Origin of the sequence: Micromonospora marina, assembly GCF_900091565.1 — a bacterium.
In the GTDB taxonomy this organism is placed as follows: Bacteria; Actinomycetota; Actinomycetes; order Mycobacteriales; family Micromonosporaceae; genus Micromonospora; species Micromonospora marina.
Genome location: NZ_FMCV01000003.1, coordinates 91702 through 111138, shown reverse-complemented (window position 1 = coordinate 111138; position 19437 = coordinate 91702). Strand labels below are relative to the sequence as shown.

15 protein-coding genes are annotated in these 19437 nt (G+C 72.2%); all 15 read right to left on the bottom strand.

The window, feature by feature from the left end:
* Positions 1-1320: a pyridoxal-phosphate dependent enzyme gene (locus GA0070215_RS05090; RefSeq protein WP_091042351.1), complete on the bottom strand. Its 1320-nt coding sequence runs from the start codon at positions 1318-1320 to the stop codon at positions 1-3.
* Positions 1317-2759 carry a Y4yA family PLP-dependent enzyme gene (locus tag GA0070215_RS05085; protein WP_091042349.1) on the bottom strand — a complete coding sequence of 481 codons (1443 nt, stop codon included), beginning with the start codon at positions 2757-2759 and terminating at the stop codon, positions 1317-1319. The genes GA0070215_RS05090 and GA0070215_RS05085 overlap by 4 nt, the downstream gene beginning before the upstream one ends.
* 330 nt (positions 2760-3089) lie before the next feature.
* Positions 3090-4505: an alkaline phosphatase family protein gene (locus GA0070215_RS05080; RefSeq protein ID WP_018783819.1), complete on the bottom strand. Its 1416-nt coding sequence runs from the start codon at positions 4503-4505 to the stop codon at positions 3090-3092.
* Positions 4502-5722: a metabolite traffic protein EboE gene (eboE, locus tag GA0070215_RS05075; RefSeq protein ID WP_091042346.1), complete on the bottom strand. Its 1221-nt coding sequence runs from the start codon at positions 5720-5722 to the stop codon at positions 4502-4504. The genes GA0070215_RS05080 and eboE overlap by 4 nt, the downstream gene beginning before the upstream one ends.
* Positions 5722-6573, bottom strand: a complete 852-nt coding sequence (locus GA0070215_RS05070; RefSeq protein WP_018783817.1) for a TatD family hydrolase — start codon at positions 6571-6573, stop codon at positions 5722-5724. Before GA0070215_RS05070 ends, eboE begins: the two co-directional genes overlap by 1 nt.
* Positions 6574-7197, bottom strand: a complete 624-nt coding sequence (locus tag GA0070215_RS05065) for an EboA domain-containing protein (protein ID WP_091042344.1) — start codon at positions 7195-7197, stop codon at positions 6574-6576.
* A gap of 135 nt (positions 7198-7332) precedes the next feature.
* The gene (locus GA0070215_RS05060; protein ID WP_091042342.1) at positions 7333-8334 is read right to left on the bottom strand and encodes a sugar phosphate isomerase/epimerase family protein; all 1002 of its coding nucleotides are present in this window, start codon (positions 8332-8334) and stop codon (positions 7333-7335) included.
* Positions 8331-9299, bottom strand: coding sequence for an SCO3242 family prenyltransferase (locus GA0070215_RS05055; protein WP_018783814.1), 969 nt, complete (start codon positions 9297-9299; stop codon positions 8331-8333). Before GA0070215_RS05055 ends, GA0070215_RS05060 begins: the two co-directional genes overlap by 4 nt.
* Positions 9283-10443 (bottom strand): inositol-3-phosphate synthase, encoded by a 1161-nt coding sequence (locus GA0070215_RS05050; protein WP_091042339.1) that lies wholly within the window; start codon positions 10441-10443, stop codon positions 9283-9285. The genes GA0070215_RS05055 and GA0070215_RS05050 overlap by 17 nt, the downstream gene beginning before the upstream one ends.
* A 631-nt stretch (positions 10444-11074) precedes the next feature.
* Positions 11075-12274, bottom strand: coding sequence for a Gfo/Idh/MocA family protein (locus GA0070215_RS05045; protein ID WP_208600292.1), 1200 nt, complete (start codon positions 12272-12274; stop codon positions 11075-11077).
* Positions 12275-12309: 35 nt separating this feature from the next.
* Complete coding sequence (locus tag GA0070215_RS05040; protein WP_091042334.1) at positions 12310-13365, bottom strand: substrate-binding domain-containing protein; 1056 nt, start codon at positions 13363-13365, stop codon at positions 12310-12312.
* 104 nt (positions 13366-13469) lie between these two features.
* Complete coding sequence (locus GA0070215_RS05035) at positions 13470-14594, bottom strand: ABC transporter permease (protein ID WP_091042332.1); 1125 nt, start codon at positions 14592-14594, stop codon at positions 13470-13472.
* On the bottom strand, positions 14591-16114 hold the full coding sequence (locus GA0070215_RS05030) for a sugar ABC transporter ATP-binding protein (protein ID WP_091042329.1): 1524 nt from the start codon (positions 16112-16114) through the stop codon (positions 14591-14593). Before GA0070215_RS05030 ends, GA0070215_RS05035 begins: the two co-directional genes overlap by 4 nt.
* A complete protein-coding gene (locus GA0070215_RS05025; protein WP_018783808.1) occupies positions 16111-17313 on the bottom strand; it encodes an ROK family transcriptional regulator in 1203 nt (400 codons plus the stop codon). Before GA0070215_RS05025 ends, GA0070215_RS05030 begins: the two co-directional genes overlap by 4 nt.
* Before the next feature lie 436 nt (positions 17314-17749).
* Positions 17750-19426, bottom strand: a complete 1677-nt coding sequence (locus GA0070215_RS05020) for a ThuA domain-containing protein (protein WP_018783807.1) — start codon at positions 19424-19426, stop codon at positions 17750-17752.
* Positions 19427-19437: the final 11 nt, after the last annotated feature.

The following is a 19437-nucleotide window of genomic DNA, read 5'->3' as shown; positions in this document are numbered from 1 at the left end:
TCAGTCCCGCACCAGCGGGGCACCCGCGTCGCGCCAGGCCACCACGCCGCCGCGCAGGCTGCGCGCATCCTGATGACCCATCCGGGTCAGCAGCGCGGCGTAGCGGGCCGACTTCTCGCCGACCGGGCACACCAGCAGCACCGGTCGCGACGCCCCGATCGGCAGGCCGCCGTGCAGCAGTTCGTCGAAGAGTTCGTCGACGATGTTGACCGAATTCTCGATGTGCAGCGCGGCGTAGGCGAACGCGCCGCGCAGGTCGACCACCAGCGGCGCCGTCTCGGCGATCCACTGCCGCGCCTGCGCCACGTCGACGGAGGCGGCAGCGGCGACCTCGGCGTCGGTGAGCGTGCCGACCGAGTTCGGCCGCGGCGGTTGCTTGAGCAGGTCGGGTCGGCGCTGACGGACGTAGCTCATGTAGCTCTCGACCCGGTCGCACACGATGAACACGGCCGTGCGGCGCTCGGTGAGGGTTTCGTCGATCGCCTTGAGATGACGCACCGCGCCGAAGTAGGCCGCACCGCCGGTGGGTCCGCCGAGCATGCCGCAGCGCCGGTTCAGGGTGAGCATCCCGTCGATGGCCTCCTGCGCGGAGACGGCCTCGATCGTGTCGTAGTTGCTCGGGTCGAAGAGACCGACCTCGTTCACCTCGTCGATGTTGCGGATACCGGGGATGAAGTCCGACTTCTGCGCCACCAGTCCGACGACGGCGACCTGCGGGTTGTGTTCACGCAACACGGTCGCGACACCGGTCGACGAACCGGCGGTGCCGACACAGGCGATGAAGATGTCCGGCCCGCGCCCGTCGAGATCCTTGATGACCTCCTGCGCGGTCGAGATCCGGTGCGCCTCCAGGTTGCGCGGGTTGAAGTACTGGTCGGTGTGCAGGTAGCCGCTGCCCTCCTCGGAGAGCATCCGGTACATGCGGGTCAGCGGATCCTCGGTGTCGGTCGGGTCGAGACACTCGGTCTGGCCCGGCAACTCCTCGATCTGCGCGCCGAGCAGCAGCAACAGGTCCTTGATCTCGGGGACCTTCATCCGGTTGGTGACGCTCTTGAACGGCAGCCCGTGCATCGCCGCGATGACGGCGAGTGCCTTGGCGGTGTTGCCGCTCGACAGCTCCACGATCGAGTCTCCGCGCTCGATCGCCCCCGCGAGGCCCTCCTTGGCCATGTTCCATGCCGGCCGGTCCTTGACGGAGCCGAACGGGTTCAGCATCTCCAACTTCGCGTACAGGTCGATGTTGCGCAGTCCGTGCACCTCCGGTGCCACCCGCACCAGCGGCGTGTCACCGATCGTGTCCAGGATGCTGTCGTACCTCATCGGTCACCTTTCACGGGCCAGTACTGCTCGTCGAGACACCACTTCCACGTCCCGCCGGCTCGGTAGACGGCGGCTTTGGCAGCGATGGGCTGCATCAGGGCGTGATCGGCGGCGAAGTCCATGAAGTAGCCGGCGGTGTTGACGAACACCACCAGGTCGCCTGGCGCGGGGAGGCGGGGCAGGGTCACCTTCCGGCGGGTGATGAGATCGTCCTCCAGGCACAGGTTGCCGGACAGGTACACGCCGACCGGATCGTCCTCGCCGGAGCCGGGCGGCAGCAGCACCGGGTCCATCAACACGGCGTGGTCCTCGGTGCTGATGTCGCGGGAGTTGGCCGCGAGCCGGACCAGCACGTCGCCGGCATGGGTGGTGCGTACCTCCACCACCCGGGCGGCGGTGAGGCCGCACTGGTCGAGCATCGCCCGGCCCGGTTCGACATGCAGGTCGTAGAGGCTCTCCAACAGCAGGGTCGCCATCGACCGGCCGAGCGTCGGCGCGTCGAGGGTCAGCAACGCGTCGAGGTAGGCCGGGCCGGCAACCGGCCGGTACGCCGGGTAGACACCCAGAGCGCCGCGCAGCGTGCCGGCCTCGGCGCGTAGTCCGTACCCGTGGTTCTGCCAGGTCATCGCCGGGCGCACGCCCAGGACGGCCCGGCCGAGTTCGGTCGTGTAGCGGTCCCATTCCTCACGGTCGGCGAGGTAGTTGACGCCGAACCCGCCGCCGATGTCGATCGCCGACGGCGAGAACCCGCGCGCCGACGCCTCGCGCATGGCCAGCAGGCAGCCCTCAAGCGCCAACGCCTTCTCGGTCAACGCGTTCGTGTCCAGGTGGTAGGCGAATCCGAGCAGGTCCAGCTCGTCGCGATGCTTGTCGAGCAGGTCCAGCACGAGGCCCACCTCACGACCGTGCACCCCGAACCGGCTGGGTCGGCTCAGCACCCGCACGCCGGCGGAGTCGAACGCCGACAGTCGCGCCATGACCCGCACCCGCGGCAGGCGGTGGCTGGCCACCAGCGCGGCTAGTTCGGCCAGTTCCTGCACGGAGTCGGCGTTGACCACAGCGCCGACCCGAGCGGCCAGCCACAGGAAGTCGGTGTCCTTGGGACCGGTCGCCATGATCCGGCGGCCGGCGCATCCGGCCTCCAGCACGTGCCGCAGTTCGCCGAGCGACGCGACATCGACCCCGGTGTCTCCGGCGGCCAGTTGGCGGACCAGCGCGCTCGACCGGTTGGCCTTGTGGGCGAAGAAGACCTCGCCGCACAGGTGATGAGAGGTCAGCACCTCGCGGTACCGCTCGACGTTGTCGGTAATCTGGTGCGGCAGCACGACGTTCAACGGTGAGCCCAACGCCTCGACCATGTCCGGCAACAGGTCCGGCTGGTCGAGAATTCCGCGCACCGAGTCGCTCAGCGACGGCTTCAGAAACAGGTCTGTGTCCACACTTCCCCCAGTACAGGCGCCTTCACCACTGAAGCCGCCGGGAAACCACCCAGGGCCGGTGGGAACGCAGCCGCACCCATCGAACGTGCTGAAAACGATTCCCGTTTCCATAGTGTCGGCCCGAGGCGCGAATCGCAACCCCCAGTCACCACCAAAATGCGTACCGGAACGACCCACCGCCAGACCTCGGGCCGCCCGCCGCACCAGAGACGTACGCCCGGACCTGCACCGGGACCCGCGCGCCGCGGACGGCCGCCCGCCGGCGAGCCAGGCGCGGTGCAGCGGTGTCCGTGCAGGACGTCGCCGTGCAGTCCAGTATGTCGTCGTGGATCAACGCGAACGCGTCGAACGACTCCAGCGCGGCGGGGCCAGTCCGGCGAGTTCCAGCAGCAGCCCCTTCACCTCGGTGGCGGCGACCCGGTCCCGCGCTGCCGACGCGTCGGAGCAGAGCAGCACCGGCCCGTCGTCCGCGTCGGTGGGCAGCCGCCCGTGCGAGCCCCGGACCGCGCGGGCGCCGGCGTCGAGCCCGACCACGCTCATCAGGTACCGCATTCCCAGCTTCTTCCGGGCCAGCGCCACGGCGGCCCGCCGTCTCGCGGCACCGGGGGCGGCCGGATCGAAGAACAGCTCCGCCGGATCGTACCCGGGCTTGCGGTGGATCTCCACCAGCCGGGCGAAGTCCGGCGCGCGGTCGTCGTCGAGCCAGTAGTAGTACGTGAACCAGGCATCCGGCTCGGCCACCAGCACCAGCTCACCCGCGCGGGGGTGGTGCAGCCCGTACGCCGCCTTGCCGTCCGCGTCGAGCACCTCGGCCACCCCGGGCAGCCCGGCGCACAGCTTCGCCACCGCCGGCACGTCGGCCGGGTTCCGGACGTACACGTGGGCGACCTGGTGGTCGGCGACCGCGAACGCCCGGGAGGTCCACGGGTCGAGGTACTCCATACCGGCCTGCGTGTGCACCCGCAGGAACCCCTCCGAGCGCAGCAGCCGGTTGACGTCCACCGGCCGGGACACGTCGGAGATCCCGTACTCGGAGAGCGCCACGACGGTGGCGTCCCGCTCCCGGGCGGCGTCCAGCAGCGGCGCCAGCACGGCGTCCAGCTCGGCCGCCGCGGCGGCGGCCTGCGGGCCGGACGGGCCGAACCGTTGCAGATCGTAGTCCAGGTGCGGGACGTAGACCAGGGTCAGGTCGGGTGACTGCTCGGCGAGGAGCCGCCCGGCGGCCCGGCAGATCCACCGGGACGACGGGAGCCCGGCGCCCGGTCCCCAGTAGGAGAAGAGCGGAAACGTGCCCAGCGCTCCGGTCAGCGAGTCGTGCAGCTCCGGTGGGTCGGTGTAGCAGTCCGGGTCCTTACGCCCGTCGGCGTGGTAGACCGGGCGCGGCGTGACCGTCCAGTCCACGTCCGCGCCCATCGCGTACCACCAGCAGACGTTCGCCACGGTCCAGCCCGGCGCTACCCGGCGGGCCGCCTCCCACAGCTTCTCGCCGCCGACCAGGGCGTTGTGTTGGCGCCACAGCAGCACCTCACCGAGGTCCCGGAAGTACCACCCGTTGCCGACGATCCCGTGCTCGGCGGGCGGCGCACCGGTGAGAAACGTCGACTGCACCGAGCACGTCACCGCCGGCAACACGGTGCCCAGCTCGGCGCGGAACCCCGCGTCGGCGACCGCGCGCAGCCGGGGCATGTGCGCGAGCAGCCGCGGGGTCACCCCCACCACGTCCAGCACGACAAGTTGCCTGCTCACCGGGTCGCCACCTTCCGGCAGGTCGGGGCCAGGCCGAGCGCCACCAGCTCGGCGCGGGTGAAGGCCAGCTCGGCCGCGATACCCGCGGCCAGCTCCGCGGCGGTGCGCGGCCGCCGTGCGGCCGGCAGCACTCCCCAGGTGTACGTCTCGACATCGAGGTGGTCGCAGGCAGCGCCGGGGCCGGCGAACAACGTCGCCAGCGCGGCCCGCAGCACCGGCAGCGTCGAGTCCAGCGGCGGTTCGGGCGGGGCATGCAGCGGCACGTGGTAGTGCACCCGCCACGGGCCGGGCAGCCCCGCGTCGAGGGCAACGTCCAGGTCGTCGGCGGCCCAGCCGGGTCCGGCCGGATCCGCCGGGGCACCGCGGCCGGAACCGGCGGTCGCCGCCGCGCACGCCGAACTCCGCGTCTGGTGCAGGAAGCGCGGTTCCACCCAGCGTCGCAGGGCGTTCGCGCCGGCGAGTGGGTCGGCCGCCTCCAGCGCGGCCGAGACCTGCACCTTCACGACGGGTAGGCCGGCAGCGCGCAGCCTCGCCAGGGCCGCCACCGGCTCCTCCCAGGCACACGCGAGGTGGGCCAGGTCGAGACAGATCCCGAGCCGGGTGACGTCCACTCCGGACAAAGCAGCCACGGCCTGCGCGGTATTTTCCACCACACAGCCCGGCTCCGGCTCGAAGCCGACCCGCACGCGGCGGCCGGTGTCCCGTTCGACGGCGGCGAGGCCGGCGGCGAGCTCGTCGAGCCGGCGGCGGGCGGCGTCCGCGCGGGCGGCGTCCCAAGGATCCCGCCAGGCCAGCGGCAGGGTGGAGACCGAGCCGCGGGCCGCGTCGGCGGGCAGCAGGTCCGCGAGCACCCGGGCCAGGTCCAGCGTGTACGCGAGCCGCCCCGGGGTGGTCCAGTCGGGGTGGTAGACCGCCCCCTTGACAACGGGCGCCTGGAAGGCCGCGTACGGAAAACCGTTGAGGGTGACGACCTCCAGGGCCCGCGCGGTCAGCTCGGCCCGCAGGCGCCGGCGGGCGCCGGCATCGGCGGCCAGCTCGGCGGCGACCGGCGCGGCCAGCCACAGGCCGAGCCCGAGCAGGTCCGCACCCAGCCGCTCGCGCACCGGTACCGCATAGGTGTCGAGTTGGGCGATAATGCCGGCGAGGTCCTCAGCGGGGTGCACGTTCGTGCAGTAACCGAGGTGGACGACGGTCCCGTCGGCGTGCCGCAGCCGCATCAGCTGCCCCCACGCAGGATCGAGTTGCCGGCAAACGTCGACTCCGGGGCGTCCACATCGCGCAGGTCGAGCCGCCCGGACCGGCCGTAGAACTCGACCGGGTTGCGCCACAGCACCCGGTCCACGTCGTCGGCGTCGAACCCGGCCAGCAGCATCGCCTCCCCGGTGGCCCGGGTCAGCAGCGGATCCGACCGGCCCCAGTCGGCCGCCGAGTTCACCAGCATCCGCTCGGTGCCGTACCGCTTCAGCAGCTCCACCATCCGCGGCGGCGACATCTTCGTCTCCGGATAGATCGAGAAGCCCAGCCAGCAGCCGGTGTCGCGGACCAGCTCCACGGTCACCTCGTTCAGGTGGTCGAGCACCACCCGGCCCGGCGCGATGCCCGACTCGGCGACCACCGCGAGCGTGCGCTCGACGCCGCGGGCCTTGTCCCGGTGCGGGGTGTGCACGAGCGCCGGCAGGTCGTGCGCGAGCGCCAGGGCGAGCTGGGCGGCGAAGACCTCGTCCTCCTCGGGCGTCATCGAGTCGTACCCGATCTCGCCGACCGCCACCACGCCGTCCTTCTCCAGGTAGCGGGGCAGCAGGTCGAGCACCGGGCGGCAGCGCGGGTCGTTCGCCTCCTTCGGGTTCAGCGCCACCGTGGCGTGGTGGCGGACGCCGAACTGGCCGGCCCGGAACGGCTCCCAGCCGATCAGCGAGTCGAAGTAGTCCACGAAGCTGTCCACGCTGGTGCGTGGCTGGCCCAGCCAGAACGCCGGCTCCACCACGGCCCGGACGCCCGCGGCGGCCATCCGCTCGTAGTCGTCGGTGGTGCGGGACGTCATGTGGATGTGCGGGTCGAAGATGCGCATTCACGCCTCCCTGTGGTGGGGTTGGCCGGTGCCGGCGGTGAGCCGGTCGAGCAGCGCGGCGGCGTCGGCGGGCATGGTTCGGCCGGCGGCGGTCCGCTCGGCGGCGAGCGCGGCGAGCATGGCCGCCAGCGTCCCGTCGGCGCGGGCGTCGAGATCGGCCACCACGGCCAGCGGCACGCCGGTGAACACGCACTTGAGCACCGCCTGCCGCCAGGCCGCCGGGTCGAGGTGCCGGGCGTACGGGCCGAGGGCCGCGGCGACCAGCCGCGTGTCGTTGGTGCGGATCGCGTCGTGCAGCAACGGCACCCCGGCGGCGCCGACCGGCAGCAGGGGCAGGGCTTTGAGTACCGCGCTCCTCTCGGCGGCGTCCCCGGCCCGGTAGAGCGCCTCGGCCTGTCCCGCCACGTGCTCGGCCGGCAGGCTGGTCAGCAGCAGCGCGCGGGTCGCCTCGTCGGCGGTCCAGCCGGGCAGGTCGGGCAGGTCGGCCCGACCGCAGCGTCGGCCGGCGGCCGGAAAGAACCGGGCGATCGCGGCCGGCTCGGCCGCGATCCGGCGCAGCGCCGTCGCCAGCCAGTCCGGGTCCGGTACGTCCCGCAGGGCCGTCCGTAGGTCGTCAGGTGTCACTCATGCCTCCCGTCGGCGCCACTCCCCGAACCGGGAGGCGGCACTCTCCCTCGTGCCAACCGGTGCGTCCGGCGCTCGGCCGGCCTCGCATGCGCCGGTGCGGCGGCGGTACGCCCGGACTGCTGCGCTCTCCCCCTACATGTGCGCCGCCTCCGGTGACGCGTCGGTAGGGGAAGAGCAAAGCCGCGGAGCGGGTACCGGCCGCCCGGCGGCATGCGGAGCCGGCAGGCCGGTCGCCGCGGCCCGCAGGAAGTCCAGCGAGCGGGCGGCGACGGCGGGCGCGGCGTGCGAGTGGCGCGGCAACTCGACCGCGACCAGGCCGGCGTAGCCGACCTCGCGCAGCGCCGCCAGCACCGGCGGGAAGTCGATCTCGCCGGCACCGAACTCCAGGTGCTCGTGTACGCCCCGCCGCATGTCGTCGATCTGCACGTTGACCAGGCGCGCTGCGACCGCGCGGACGCAATCGGGCACCGGCAGCGGCTCCAGGCAGCGACAGTGCCCGATGTCGAGGGTGATGCCGAAGCGGTCCGGGCCGCCGAGGGCGGCCGACAGCCGGCGCCAGTCCTCGATGTCCTCGACCAGCATCCCGGGCTCCGGCTCGAAGCCAAGCATCACCCCGGCCGCGTCGGCCGCCTCGACCACCGTGGCGCAGCCGGCAACCAACCGGTCCCGGGCCACCGCGGGCGGCACCGCCGCCGGCCGGACGCCGGCCCAGAAGGACACCGCCTCGGCGCCGAGATCCGCGCCGACGGCCACCGCGCGCCGCAGGAACTCGATGCGGCGGGCGGGGTCGTCGTGCAGCAGCGTGGGCGCGTGCTTGTGCCACGGATCGAGCAGGTACCGGGCTCCGGTCTCGATCACCACGCCGAGACCGAGCGCGGACAGCCGACCGGCGACGGCGTCGACGCGCCGCGCGAGGCCGGGTGCGAACGGGTCGAGGTGATCGTGGTCCAGGGTGAGGGCGACGCCGGCGTAGCCGAGGTCGGCGATCACCGCGAGCGCCTCGTCGAGGCGATGGTTGGCGAAGCCGTTGGTGCCGTACCCGAACCGCAGCCCGCCGCCGGTCTCCCCGGTGGCCGGGCCACTGTGGTGGGGCGGCCGGTCGGTGCGGGGAGCGGGCGGGCGGGCGGCGGTCATGTCGGAGAGACCTTCCGGGCGAGCCGCCGGCACAGTGGCGCGGCCGCCGCCACCGCCAGCCCCAGCAGGCCGGCACCGGCCCGCGCGGTCAGCGCGCCCTGCAGGGTGGGCAGGCCGGTGATACCGACGCCGACGGCCGCGCGCACCCGGCTGGCCGTGGGCTCGGCGACCACCCGTAGCTGGGCGGCGCCGTACCGGGCGACGTACCAGCCGGTCAGTGCCACGGGCAGGGCCGCGGCCAGGGCGGCTGCCGGGCTCCCCCGGCCGGGCCCCCGGGACCGGCCGGGCGGGCCGGCGCCCGCGCGGGGTGCGGCGGCGTCCGAACAGACGCGCCGGTCGCGGCCGAGGCGCCGGTCGAGGGCGGACGGAAGCACGGCGCTGGCCGCGACCAGGACGGTGCCGGCGAGGGTCCGCACCGGCAGGCCCGCATCGGCACCGTCAACCTCGCGGCGGGAGAGGGCGGTGACGGTCCAGGTGTGGGCGGCGACGGTCGCCGCCGCGGGCAGCGCCCGCACCGGCCGGCCGCCGGAGGCACCGAGGAGGACGTCCAGCCCCCGGCAGGCGGCCATGACGGCCGGACCGGCGGCGGTGTTCTTGGCGGCCAGGTCATACGCCCAGACCACGGTGGCGAGCGGGAGCGCGACGGCGGCGGCGCGCCGACCTCCGGCGGCGGCGGCGAGCCCGACCCCGGCGGCGGTGAGGCCGGAGGCAAGGCCGAGCGCGAGGCCGGGGGCGACCCGGCCGCTGGGGATCGGCCGGTCCGGGCGTTCGACCGCGTCGAGCCGCCGGTCGGCCCAGTCGTTGGCGGCCATGCCGGCCCAGTACAGCAGCACCGAGGCGGTCGCCAGGGCGGGCGTACGTGCACCGAGCGCCCCCGCCGCGGCAGCACCGGCAACGACGTCTCCCGGCACCGACAGCGCGGCCGGCGCCCGGACCAGTTCGGCAAGGTCAGTGAGGCGGGGCATCGGCACCTCCGGAGTGCAGCCGGTGGGCTAGGGCGCACAGCCGGGCCCACTGATCGGCGAGCGCGTGGGAAGGGTCGCCGAGCGGGTCCTTGAAGAAGAAGGCGAGATCGGTCAGGGGACCCGCGACGCCGGTGGCCTGCGCCGCGGCGGTCAGCCGGGCCAGGTCGAGCACCAGCGGCGCGGCGAGCGCCGAGTCGCAGCCGTGCCAGCTGAACTCCAGCCGCATGCCGGTGCCGAGGAACCCAGCGAAGGTGACCAGATCCCACGCGGTCTTGAAGTCGCCCAGCTCCTCGACGTACTCGATGCGGCTGCCGCCCTGCGGGAGGTAGCCGAGGGTCTCGCCGAGCACGCGTTGCTTGCTGCGCACCTTGGCGGCGTTGGCTGCCGGGTCGGCGAGCGTCGCGCCGTCGCCACCGCCGAGCAGGTTGACACCCGACCAGGACCGGACGGCGAGGTGCCGCATCGCGAACATCGGGGCGAGCACCGACTTGATCAGGGTCTCCCCGGTCTTGCCGTCGTGACCCGCGTACGGCACCCGGTGCGCGTCGGCCAGCGCGGCCAGTGCGGGCAGCCGCAGGCCGGTGGACGGGGTGAAGTCGACGTACGGGCAGCCCGTCGTCACCGCCGCGTACCCGTACAGCGAGCTGGGTGGCAGCACCTCGTCGGGACCGGCGAGAGCCGCCCGCAGCGCGGCCGGATCGGCGTGGCCCGGGTGCGGGCGAGGTGCCGGCTCGGTAGCGGCGACGTTGACCACCACCACGCAGGGCAGCCCGTGCCGTTGCCGGAAGTCGGTGAGGTCGTGCGCGATGGCCGCGGCCCGGTCGGCCTGCGTTCCTGCGCTGGGAGCGGGGCGCAACTCCCGCTCGACCGCCGCCAATTCCTCCGACAGCGCGGCGACCAGGCGGCCCGGTAGGACGCCCGCGGCGGCCAGCGACTCGGCCCGCTTGGCGAGCGGCGTGGTCACGACGTCGTGCCCGCCGAGGATCATGTCGGCGAAGGTCGGCAGGGCGGGCCCGCGCACGCCGGGCAGCTCGGTGACGCACCCGGTCGGACCCGTCAGCCCGGCCCGTAGGGCGAGCGCCCCGACGATGCTGGTGGTCGCGACCGAGCCGCGCGCCCCCACCAGCCAGACACCCGTACGCATGGCGCTCCTTCCGCTCGGAGGAACCAGGAATCTGACAGATACGAAAAGACGGTTCGGAAACCGTCTCCGGTGCGGATGGGCCCCGTCCGCCGCCCGCTCCGGGACCGGTTCGCCGGCCGGCGCCGAAGTCGGCGGTGACGGCACCGGGCCGGCATCCGGCGCGAGTACGGACGGACGGGGCTGGCAGGCAGGGACGGTCGGCGTCTCGCCCCTGCCTCCCCCGCATCCGGCCCGAGCGGGACGACGCCGCGCCCGGCCGGACGACTTCGTCAGACGCGGTCCACCCGGAACTGACGGGAGGGCAGGGGGCGGGTGGGCGATGCTGATGAGGGCACGGCGTCCTCCGGTAGCCGGGTGACCGCGGCCGGACGGCAGCGGGACGATCGAGCGGCGACGCGCGGCGACGCCGGCCGAGCTGCTGGTGGACGGCGAGTGGAGCGCCGCCCGGAGTGGTGGGTGGTGGGGCGGCGGTCCTCCGGTGCGACCGGGGAATCCCGATCCGGTCGCACCGGACGACCGTCTTGCTCGCGCCCCCGGGCCGCAACCCGTTGGCACGTACTCCGGTCCCGACCCGCACCCGGCCGCGGGGCGCAACCGCGGCCGGTCCTCGCCGGTCGGTACCGGAGGCGTCTCAGGCGGTGGCCGTCACCAGCGCCGGCTCCACGTCGGCCCACGAGGACCCCAGCTCGGCCGACCGGGTCACCGCGTCCAGCACCAGTTGGACCTGCAGGGCATCGGAGAAGGACGGCGTCGGGTCGACCCCGGTCGCCACCGCCTCGATGAAGTCCCGCATCTGGTGGGTGAAGGAGTGCTCGTACCCGATGATGTGGCCCGGCGGCCACCAGGCCGACATGTACGGGTGCTCGCCCTCGGTCACCAGGATCCGGCTGAAGCCCTGCTCGGCGGTGGGTCGCGTCGCGTCGTAGAACTCCAGCTCGTTGAGGCGCTCCAGGTCGAAGACCACCGAGCCGAGCGACCCGTTGATCTCCACCCGGAGGGCGTTCTTGCGGCCGGTGGCGAACCGGCTCGCTTCGTACGTGGCCAGCGCGCCGCCGTCCAGTCGGGCCACGAACACCGCGGCATCGTCGACCGTCACCGGACCGACGGACGGGTGGTGCCCGTCACCGTCCACTGAGGCGGCCAGGCCGCTGGATCCGGCCGGTAGCGGCCGTTCCCTGACGAACGTCTCGGTGACCGCGCTGACGCCGCTGATCAGTTGACCGGTGACGAACTGCGTCAGGTCGATGATGTGCGCGCCGATGTCCCCCAGCGCGCCGGAGCCCGCCCTGTCCTTCTGCAGACGCCAGACCAGCGGGAACTGCGGATCCACGATCCAGTCCTGCAGGTAGGTCGCCCGGACGTGCCGGACCACCCCCAGCCGCCCGTCGGCGATCAGCTGCCGCATCATCGCGACCGCGGGCACCCGGCGGTAGTTGAACCCGCACATCGACCGTACCCCGACGGCCTGGGCGGCGGCGGCAGCAGCCGCCATCGCCCGGGCCTCGGAGACCGTGTTGGCGAGCGGCTTCTCGCACAGCACGTGCTTGCCTGCGGCCAGCGCGGCGAGTGCGATCTCGGCGTGACTGTCCCCCGGGGTGCAGACGTCGACCACGTCGATGTCGTCCCGGGTGACCAGGTCACGCCAGTCGGTGGTGGACGCGTCCCAGCCGAGCCGGTCCGCCGCCTCGGACACCTTTCCGGCGTCGCGGCCGCAGATCAGCGCCATCCGGGCCCGCGCCGGCAGGTCGAACACCCGGTTCACGGTGCGCCACGCCTGCGAGTGCGCGGCGCCCATGAACGCGTAGCCGACCATGCCGACCCGCAGTTGCATGTCTGTCGTGGACAATGTGGGTCTCCCCCGGTGTGTCAGAACCCGAGCTTCAGGTAGTCGCCCGCGTTTTCCTTCGTGATCGTCTCGGAGGCGAGGATGATCTCCTTGGGAACCTGGAGTTCCACCAGGTCGGACATGCCCCTGCCCTGCCCGATGAGCCGGGCGAGCGAGATGGCCGAGGAGGCCATCGACGGGCTGTAGGTGACGGTGGCCTTCAGCGGGGTGTCGTCCGCCTGGATGTCCTCGATGGCCTTCTTCGAGCCGGCACCGCCGACCATGAAGAACTCCTTGCGATTGGCCTGGTTGATCGCGGCCATCACGCCGATGCCCTGATCGTCGTCGTGGTTCCAGAGGGCGTCCATCCTCGGCAGGGCCTGGAGCAGCTGGGAGGCCTCCTGCTGGCCCGAGTCGGCGGTGAACCGGGCGGCCCGGCGGTTGGCGACCTTGAATCCGGCCTGGGCCAGCGTGTCCGCGAAGCCCTTCGACCGCTCCTGGGTCAACTCCAGCTCGTCCATGCCGGCGATCTCACCGATCACCGGGTTGGCCACGTTCTTCGCCTTCAGCTGCACGATGATGTACGTGGCGGCGGCCACGCCCATGCCGTAGTTGTCGCCCTTGATCTGCAACCGGTAGGCCTTCGCGTCCGGAAACGCCCGGTCCAGGTTGACCACCGGGATACCGGCCTTCATCGCCTCCAGGCCGAAGGCGTTGAGTTCCTTGCCGTCGTGCGGCAGCAGCACGATCACGTCGGGCTTCTGCGAGATCAGCGTGGACAGCGCGGCCCGCTGGGCCGCCGCGTCGGCGCCGGCCTCGACCGTCTTGAACTCCACGTCCGAGAACGTGCCGGCCTGCGCCTTGGCGTTGTTGGTGATGGCGGCGATCCAGCCGTGGTCCGCGGCCGGGGCGGAGAAGCCGATCGTCACCTGCTTGCCGGGCTCGCTGTTGCCGCCGGGGGCGTTGGCCGCCTTGGTCTGCGCCTCGGTCGGCTGCTCCTCGTTGCTGGTGCAGCCGGCGAGCAGGACACCGGCGCCGACCGCGGCCCCGCCGAAGAGCAGCCGGCGGCGCGACAGGTCGCGGCTGTGCTGGGTCATGACGACCTCCTGTTTTCAGGAATGTTTGAAGGGATTCGGGTGTATGAGCTTCGTCCGCCGTGGTCTCGATGGCCCGGGGTTGCGGCAGGGTGTTTCGAACGGGGTCAGGTGGTGCGGGTGAGCCGGTTTCGGCCCAGGAACTGGGTGAGGCTGCGGAACTGCACCTGCTGGATCAGGACGGCGGCGACGATGATGCCGCCCTTGACCATGTTCTGGGCCTCGGTGGTGAGGCCGTTGATGGCGAAGAGGTTGGTGATCGTGGCGAAGATGATCACTCCGAGCAGCGAGCCGGTGATGGTCCCCCGCCCGCCGCTGAGCAGCGTGCCGCCGATGATCGCGGCGGCGATCGCATCCAGCTCGTACAGGTTGGCCATCGCCGCCTGGGCGGAGTTCGCCTGGGCGGTGAGCATGACGGCGGCGATGCCGCAGCAGAGACCGGAGAGCGCGTAGAGCAGCAGGGTGTGCCGCTTGACGTCGATGCCGGCCAGCCGGGCCGCTTCCGGGTTGCCGCCGACCGCGACGGTGCGGCGGCCGAACGTGGTGCGGTTGAGCAGCACCCAGCCGGCGGCCACGACGGCGGCGAGGATGTAGACCAGCAGCGGAATGCCGAGCACGTTGTTACTGGCCAGGCCGTTGATGAAGCCGTTGTCCGAGACCTGCGTCTGCTTGTCGGAGATCTCCGCGGCCAGTCCGCGGGCCGCCACCAGCATCGCCAGGGTCGCGATGAACGGCACCAGCCGCCCGTACGAGATCAGCAGACCGTTTACCAAGCCGACCGCCATCCCGACGGTGAGGGCGCTGAAGATCATGCCGCCGGCGCCGTAGCTCTGCGTCGCGACCGTGGTGCACCAGACTCCGGCAAGGGCGACGATCGCGCCGACCGACAGATCGATGCCGCCGCCGATCATCACGAAGGTCATGCCGACCGTGACCACACCGACCACCGAGGCGAGCTTGAGGATGCTCAACACGTTGTCCCAGACCCAGTCCGGTCGGGAGTAGAGATCGGAGCGGGTGGCCGCGCCGATGATGACCAGCACGACCAGGACCCCGATCAGGGCAAGGTTGCGCCGAGCGCCCTCGCCCCCCTCGCCGTGCCACCAGGAGAGCCTGCCGCCTGCCTTCTCACTGGCCAGGACGGTCTCCGCCGGGTCGACCGGCGGTGACTGCGCCGGGAGATCCGTCCCGCGCGCCGGCGCGGCGGTAGAGGTGTCCTTCACGTCACTCATGCCGGTGCGCCTTCCATCAGGGACCCCGCCATGACGAGGTCGAGCACGGTGTTCTCGTCGAGTTCGGTGGCCGGGGCCGTGCGGACGACCCGGCCCTCCCGCATGACCAGCACCCGGTCGGCCAGACCGAGCACCTCGGGGACCTCACTGGAGACCAGCAGGACGCCGACGCCCTGGGCGGCGAGAGCGCGGATCACCTGGTACAACTCCGTCCTGGCGCCGACGTCCACGCCCCGGGTCGGCTCGTCCAGCAGCAACAGCTTCGTGTCGCCGAGCAGCCACCGCCCGACCACGACCTTCTGCTGGTTGCCACCGGAGAGGGTGCGCACGGACCGGCGGACGTCCCGGGGGCGCAGGTCGAGGCTGTCGGCGATGCGGTCCGCCTCGACCTGTTCCTTGCCCGTGTCGGTGAACCCGCCTCGGGCGTACCGGCCGAAGGTGGCCAGCGTGACGTTGCGGTAGATCGGTTCGCCCAGCAGCAACGCCTGACTCTTTCGCTCCTCCGGCGCCATGCCGAGGCCGGCGCGGACCGCCGCGCCCACGCTGCCCGGACGCAGCGCCTTCCCGCCCATCGTGACGGTGCCGCCATCGGCCCGGCGGGCGCCGTAGATGGTCTCCAGCAGCTCCGACCGGCCGGAACCGACCAGTCCGGCTATACCGACGATCTCGCCCTCCCGTACGGACAGCGACACGTCGGCGAACTCGCCGGCCCGGGTCAGCCCGTCGACGCGAAGCAGTTCCGCACCGGCCGCCGCCTCGACGGGACGGTCCGGGAAGACGTACTCGATGCTGCGGCCGGTCATCCGGGAGACCAGGTCGCGGGTCGGGGTCTCGCGGGCCGACAGGTTCGCCGCGGTGGTCCGGCCGTCTTTCAGTACGGTGACCCGGTCGCCGATCTCGCGGATCTCCTCGAGCCGGTGGGAGATGTAGATGACGGCGATGCCCTGGGCGGTCAGCTCCCGGATGATCCGGAACAGGTTGCCGACCTCGTCGTGCGCCAGCACCGCACTCGGCTCGTCCATGATGATCAGGCGGGCCTCGTGCGACAGCGCCCGGGCCATGCTGACCACCTGCTTGGCGGCGGCCGGCAGCGAACGGACCATCCGGTTCGGCGGGATCTCCGCGTGACCGAGCCGGCCGAATATCTGCCGCGTCCGCCGCGCCATGTGGCCGCGCTGAACGAAGCCGAACCGGCGCGGCTCGTGGCCGAGGAAGGCGTTCTCCGCGACCGACAAGTCCTCGACGAGGTCGAGCTCCTGGTAGATGGTGGCGATGCCGGCGCGCATCGCCGCCTGGGGGTTGGCGAAGGTCACCGGCTCGCCGCGCCACTCGACGGTCCCGGAATCCGGCCGGTGCACCCCGGCCAGCACCTTGATGAGTGTGGACTTGCCGGCGCCGTTCTGCCCGAGCAGGCAGTGCACCTCGCCGGCACGGACCGCCAACTGAACCCCGTCGAGGGCGCGTACGCCCGGGAAGGTCTTCACCACGTCGGTGAGCCGCAGCACGGTCTCGGCGGTCATCGGCGCCTCCAGGTGGGTTGGGACTTGGCAGGAAGCATGGCGACCATCGTCGGGTCGGCGAGGACCTGTTCGACCGCGACGTGGGCTGCGCCGTGAGCGGCGGCCCGGAAGTCGAGTTCGGAGGCGACGAACTGGCACCGGGCATCCGCCCCGGCCACGACCAACCGGTCCAGCTGCGCCTGCGCCTCGGCGATGAGATGTCCGCGGAACCGGGCGAAGTAGCCGCCCAGGACGATCACCCGCGGGTTCAGCAGGTTGGCCAGGATGGCACCGCCGATGCCGAGCCACCGCGCGATCTCGCGCAGAGCCTGCTCGACCCGGGGATCCCCCGCCGCCTGCCGGCGTTCGATCTCCGTCAGGCGCTCCTCCGGCACCCGGACCGGGCCGCTGTCGGGGCGCCCGTAGGCGTGATCCGGCGCCGCCATCCGCAGCAGCGCCGCGAGGCCGACCTTGGTTTCCCAACACCCGGTCCGCCCGCAGCCGCACAGGTCACCGTTCGGATCGACCGGAAGGTGACCGACCTCCCCGGCGAAGCCGTCGCCACCACGCAGCAGCCGACCGCCGGAGATGACCCCACCGCCGACACCGACCTCCCCGGTCAGGTAGACCAGATCGGGGGTGCCGGCCGCCACGCCCGCCGTGTACTCGGCCAGGGCGGCCAGGTTGGCGTCGTTGTCGACCCGCACCGGGATCGGGGCCGAGCCAGCGGCCAGCCGCTGCGCCACCGGGACGTCCCGCCAGCCGAGGTTGGGTGCGTACAGCACGGTGCCGGTCTCCACGTTCACGAGCCCGGGGACCGCCACCGTGATCCCCATGACCCGTAGCCGCGCCGCGGCGAGGTCGGCCAGCGCCTCGCGCACCACCGCGACGAGCCGCTCCAGCGAACGGTCGACATCGGAACCCATCGCGTCGAAGCCGATCCGCCGGTCGATCAGCGTCCGCCCGGTCAGGTCCAGGCCGTGCGTGGCGATGTAGTCGACGTTGATCTCCAGCCCGAGCGCGCCGACGGTGGCCCCGTCGAGGGAGATCACCCGCCCGGGGCGGCCGACTGCGCCGGCCTGCCGCAGGCCGGTCTCGACCACCAGGCCGCGGGCCTGCAGCTCGCTGATCAGGCTGGAGACGGTGGTCTTGTTCAGCCCGGTCTCGGCGGCGATGGCCGCCCGGGACGCCGGGCCCCTGGTGTTCAGGTAACGCAGCACCAGGGAGAGGTTGGAACGACGAACAGTGGTCTGATCGGCTGGAAGATCTGCCGGCTGCGCCGGGGCGGCGGTTGGTTCAACCTGTACGACCAACCGTCTCACCCCCTTCCCCGGCGCTTTGGTCGCCCTGCCGTGTCGGCTATCAAGTTAGAGGCGACCGAGAGGCTCGACAAGACCGAGAAATAAATACTTTCGTAACACTTCAGCAACGACACCGATCACTGCCTCCGACTACTCACGAAACGATTGCACGCTCTGCCGGCAGCACACACGTGCTCCTATTCCCGCCCGGCGGAACGCATCTCGCACATAACTGTGCGAGACCCGGACGAGCCTATTCGGCACCAGTGCCGCGGTCGCCGGCGCAGCGGGTGCCGCTCCGGTCGGATGGGGTGCGGTGGGGCCGGCGGGTGCGTCCGCCGGCCCCACCGGCTGCCTAGCCGCCGTCGAGGCTGAGCCAGTCGACGTCGAACAGATATCCGCCGCCGCCCTTGAAGACCAGGTGGAGCGAGCCGGTTCCGGTGCTGCTCAGGGCGGTGCTGACCGTGGTGAAGGTGCCCCAGCCGCCGGTGCCCGGTACCGCCACCGACCCGAGCAGCGCTCCCGTGGCCGAGCCGGACCGGACCTCGATGGTGCCGCCGGCGGTTGCCGAGGAGACGCGGGCGGAGAAAGACGTCCGGCCGGCGGCGCTCACCGCCGCGTACCCCACCCAGTCGCCATTGTTGACGTATCCGACGGTCTTTCCTCCGCTGGCGGACGAGTGATTCGCGATCTGCACTCCGGACGACATCGAATAGGATTCCCCCTCCACCTTGACGGATGTGACAAGCTCCCTGATCCGGATGTTCCGGAACGCAACCCCGTCACCGGCCGCGCTGTTCTGGACGCCGATGTAACCCTGCAGACTCCGGCTCTGGTCGGTGCTGGTGAAATCGTTGATCTGCACGCCGTTGAGGAACACCCGGATCCGTTCGCCCTCCACCAGCAGCTCGTAGGTGTTCCAGCTGCCGGGCGGGTTCAGCGCCGCGTCCCGGGCCGACGCGTTCGGCGCCTTCGCCCCGTAGACCGCCCCGGTCACCTGGTTCGCCGAGCCGGAGCCGCCGATCTGGACCTCGTAGCCGCCGGCCGGGGTGGTCCCGGACGTGCTGTCGGCGCCGATCATCACGCCGGAGTCGTCCGAGCCGGCCAGCCGCCAGTCGAGCTTCAGGGAGTACGACCGGAACGCCTTGGCCGAGTGCCAGTAGACGCCCCGGCCGCCAAAGGAGCTGAGGGTCGCGTCACTGTTTGTGAAACCACCCGGTCCGGCCTGCGTCCAGCCGGCGGTCGACCCGCCGTAGAGGGTGGTATAGCCGGTCTCCGCTCGGCAGTCGAACTTCGCGAAGCCGGCCGCGTACCGGATCCCGCCCAGCAGGTGGGTGCGAAACGTCGGATCGGTGAAGGAGGCGTCGGTGTGCCCACCCCCGGTGTAGAACGACCGGCCGGCGGAGATCGAGCGGCACCAGACAATCGGGTGGTCTCCCATGGTGCCGCCGGAGTAGCTGGTCTCGTTGAGGCTGGCCAGCACTCGCGCGGACGACCGCGGGTTGACGTGGTAGTTGTACCACTCGTCGGTGCGGGTCCAGGTCTGCGGCAGGTGTGCGGTCGCGGCGTGCGCCCGGCTCTCCACCCGTACCTGGGCCGACTGGACCGCCGGGTGGGACACGAACCGGGCACCCACCAGCTGGCCGTACCAGGGCCAGCCGTGCTCGGTGTCGGCTGCCGCGTGCACCCCGACGAACCCGCCACCGCCCTCGATGTACGCCTGGAAGGCGTCCTGCTGGCTGGTGTTGAGCACGTCGCCCGTGGTGTTCAGGAAGACCACCGCCTCGAACTGGGCGAGGTTGGCGGTGGTGAAGGTGTTCGCGTCCTCGGTCGCGGTGACGGTGAAGTTGTTCGCCGCACCGAGGTCGCGCACCGCCTGGACGCCGGCGGCGATCGAGCCGTGCCGGAAACCCGCGGTCTTGGAGAAGACCAGTACCTGGTAAGCGGGGTCGGCAGCCGACACCGACGGAGCGAGACCACCGACCAGCAGCAGGACGGCTGCGAGTGTGGCCGAGAGCCGGATGGCTTTCATGGCATCTCCCC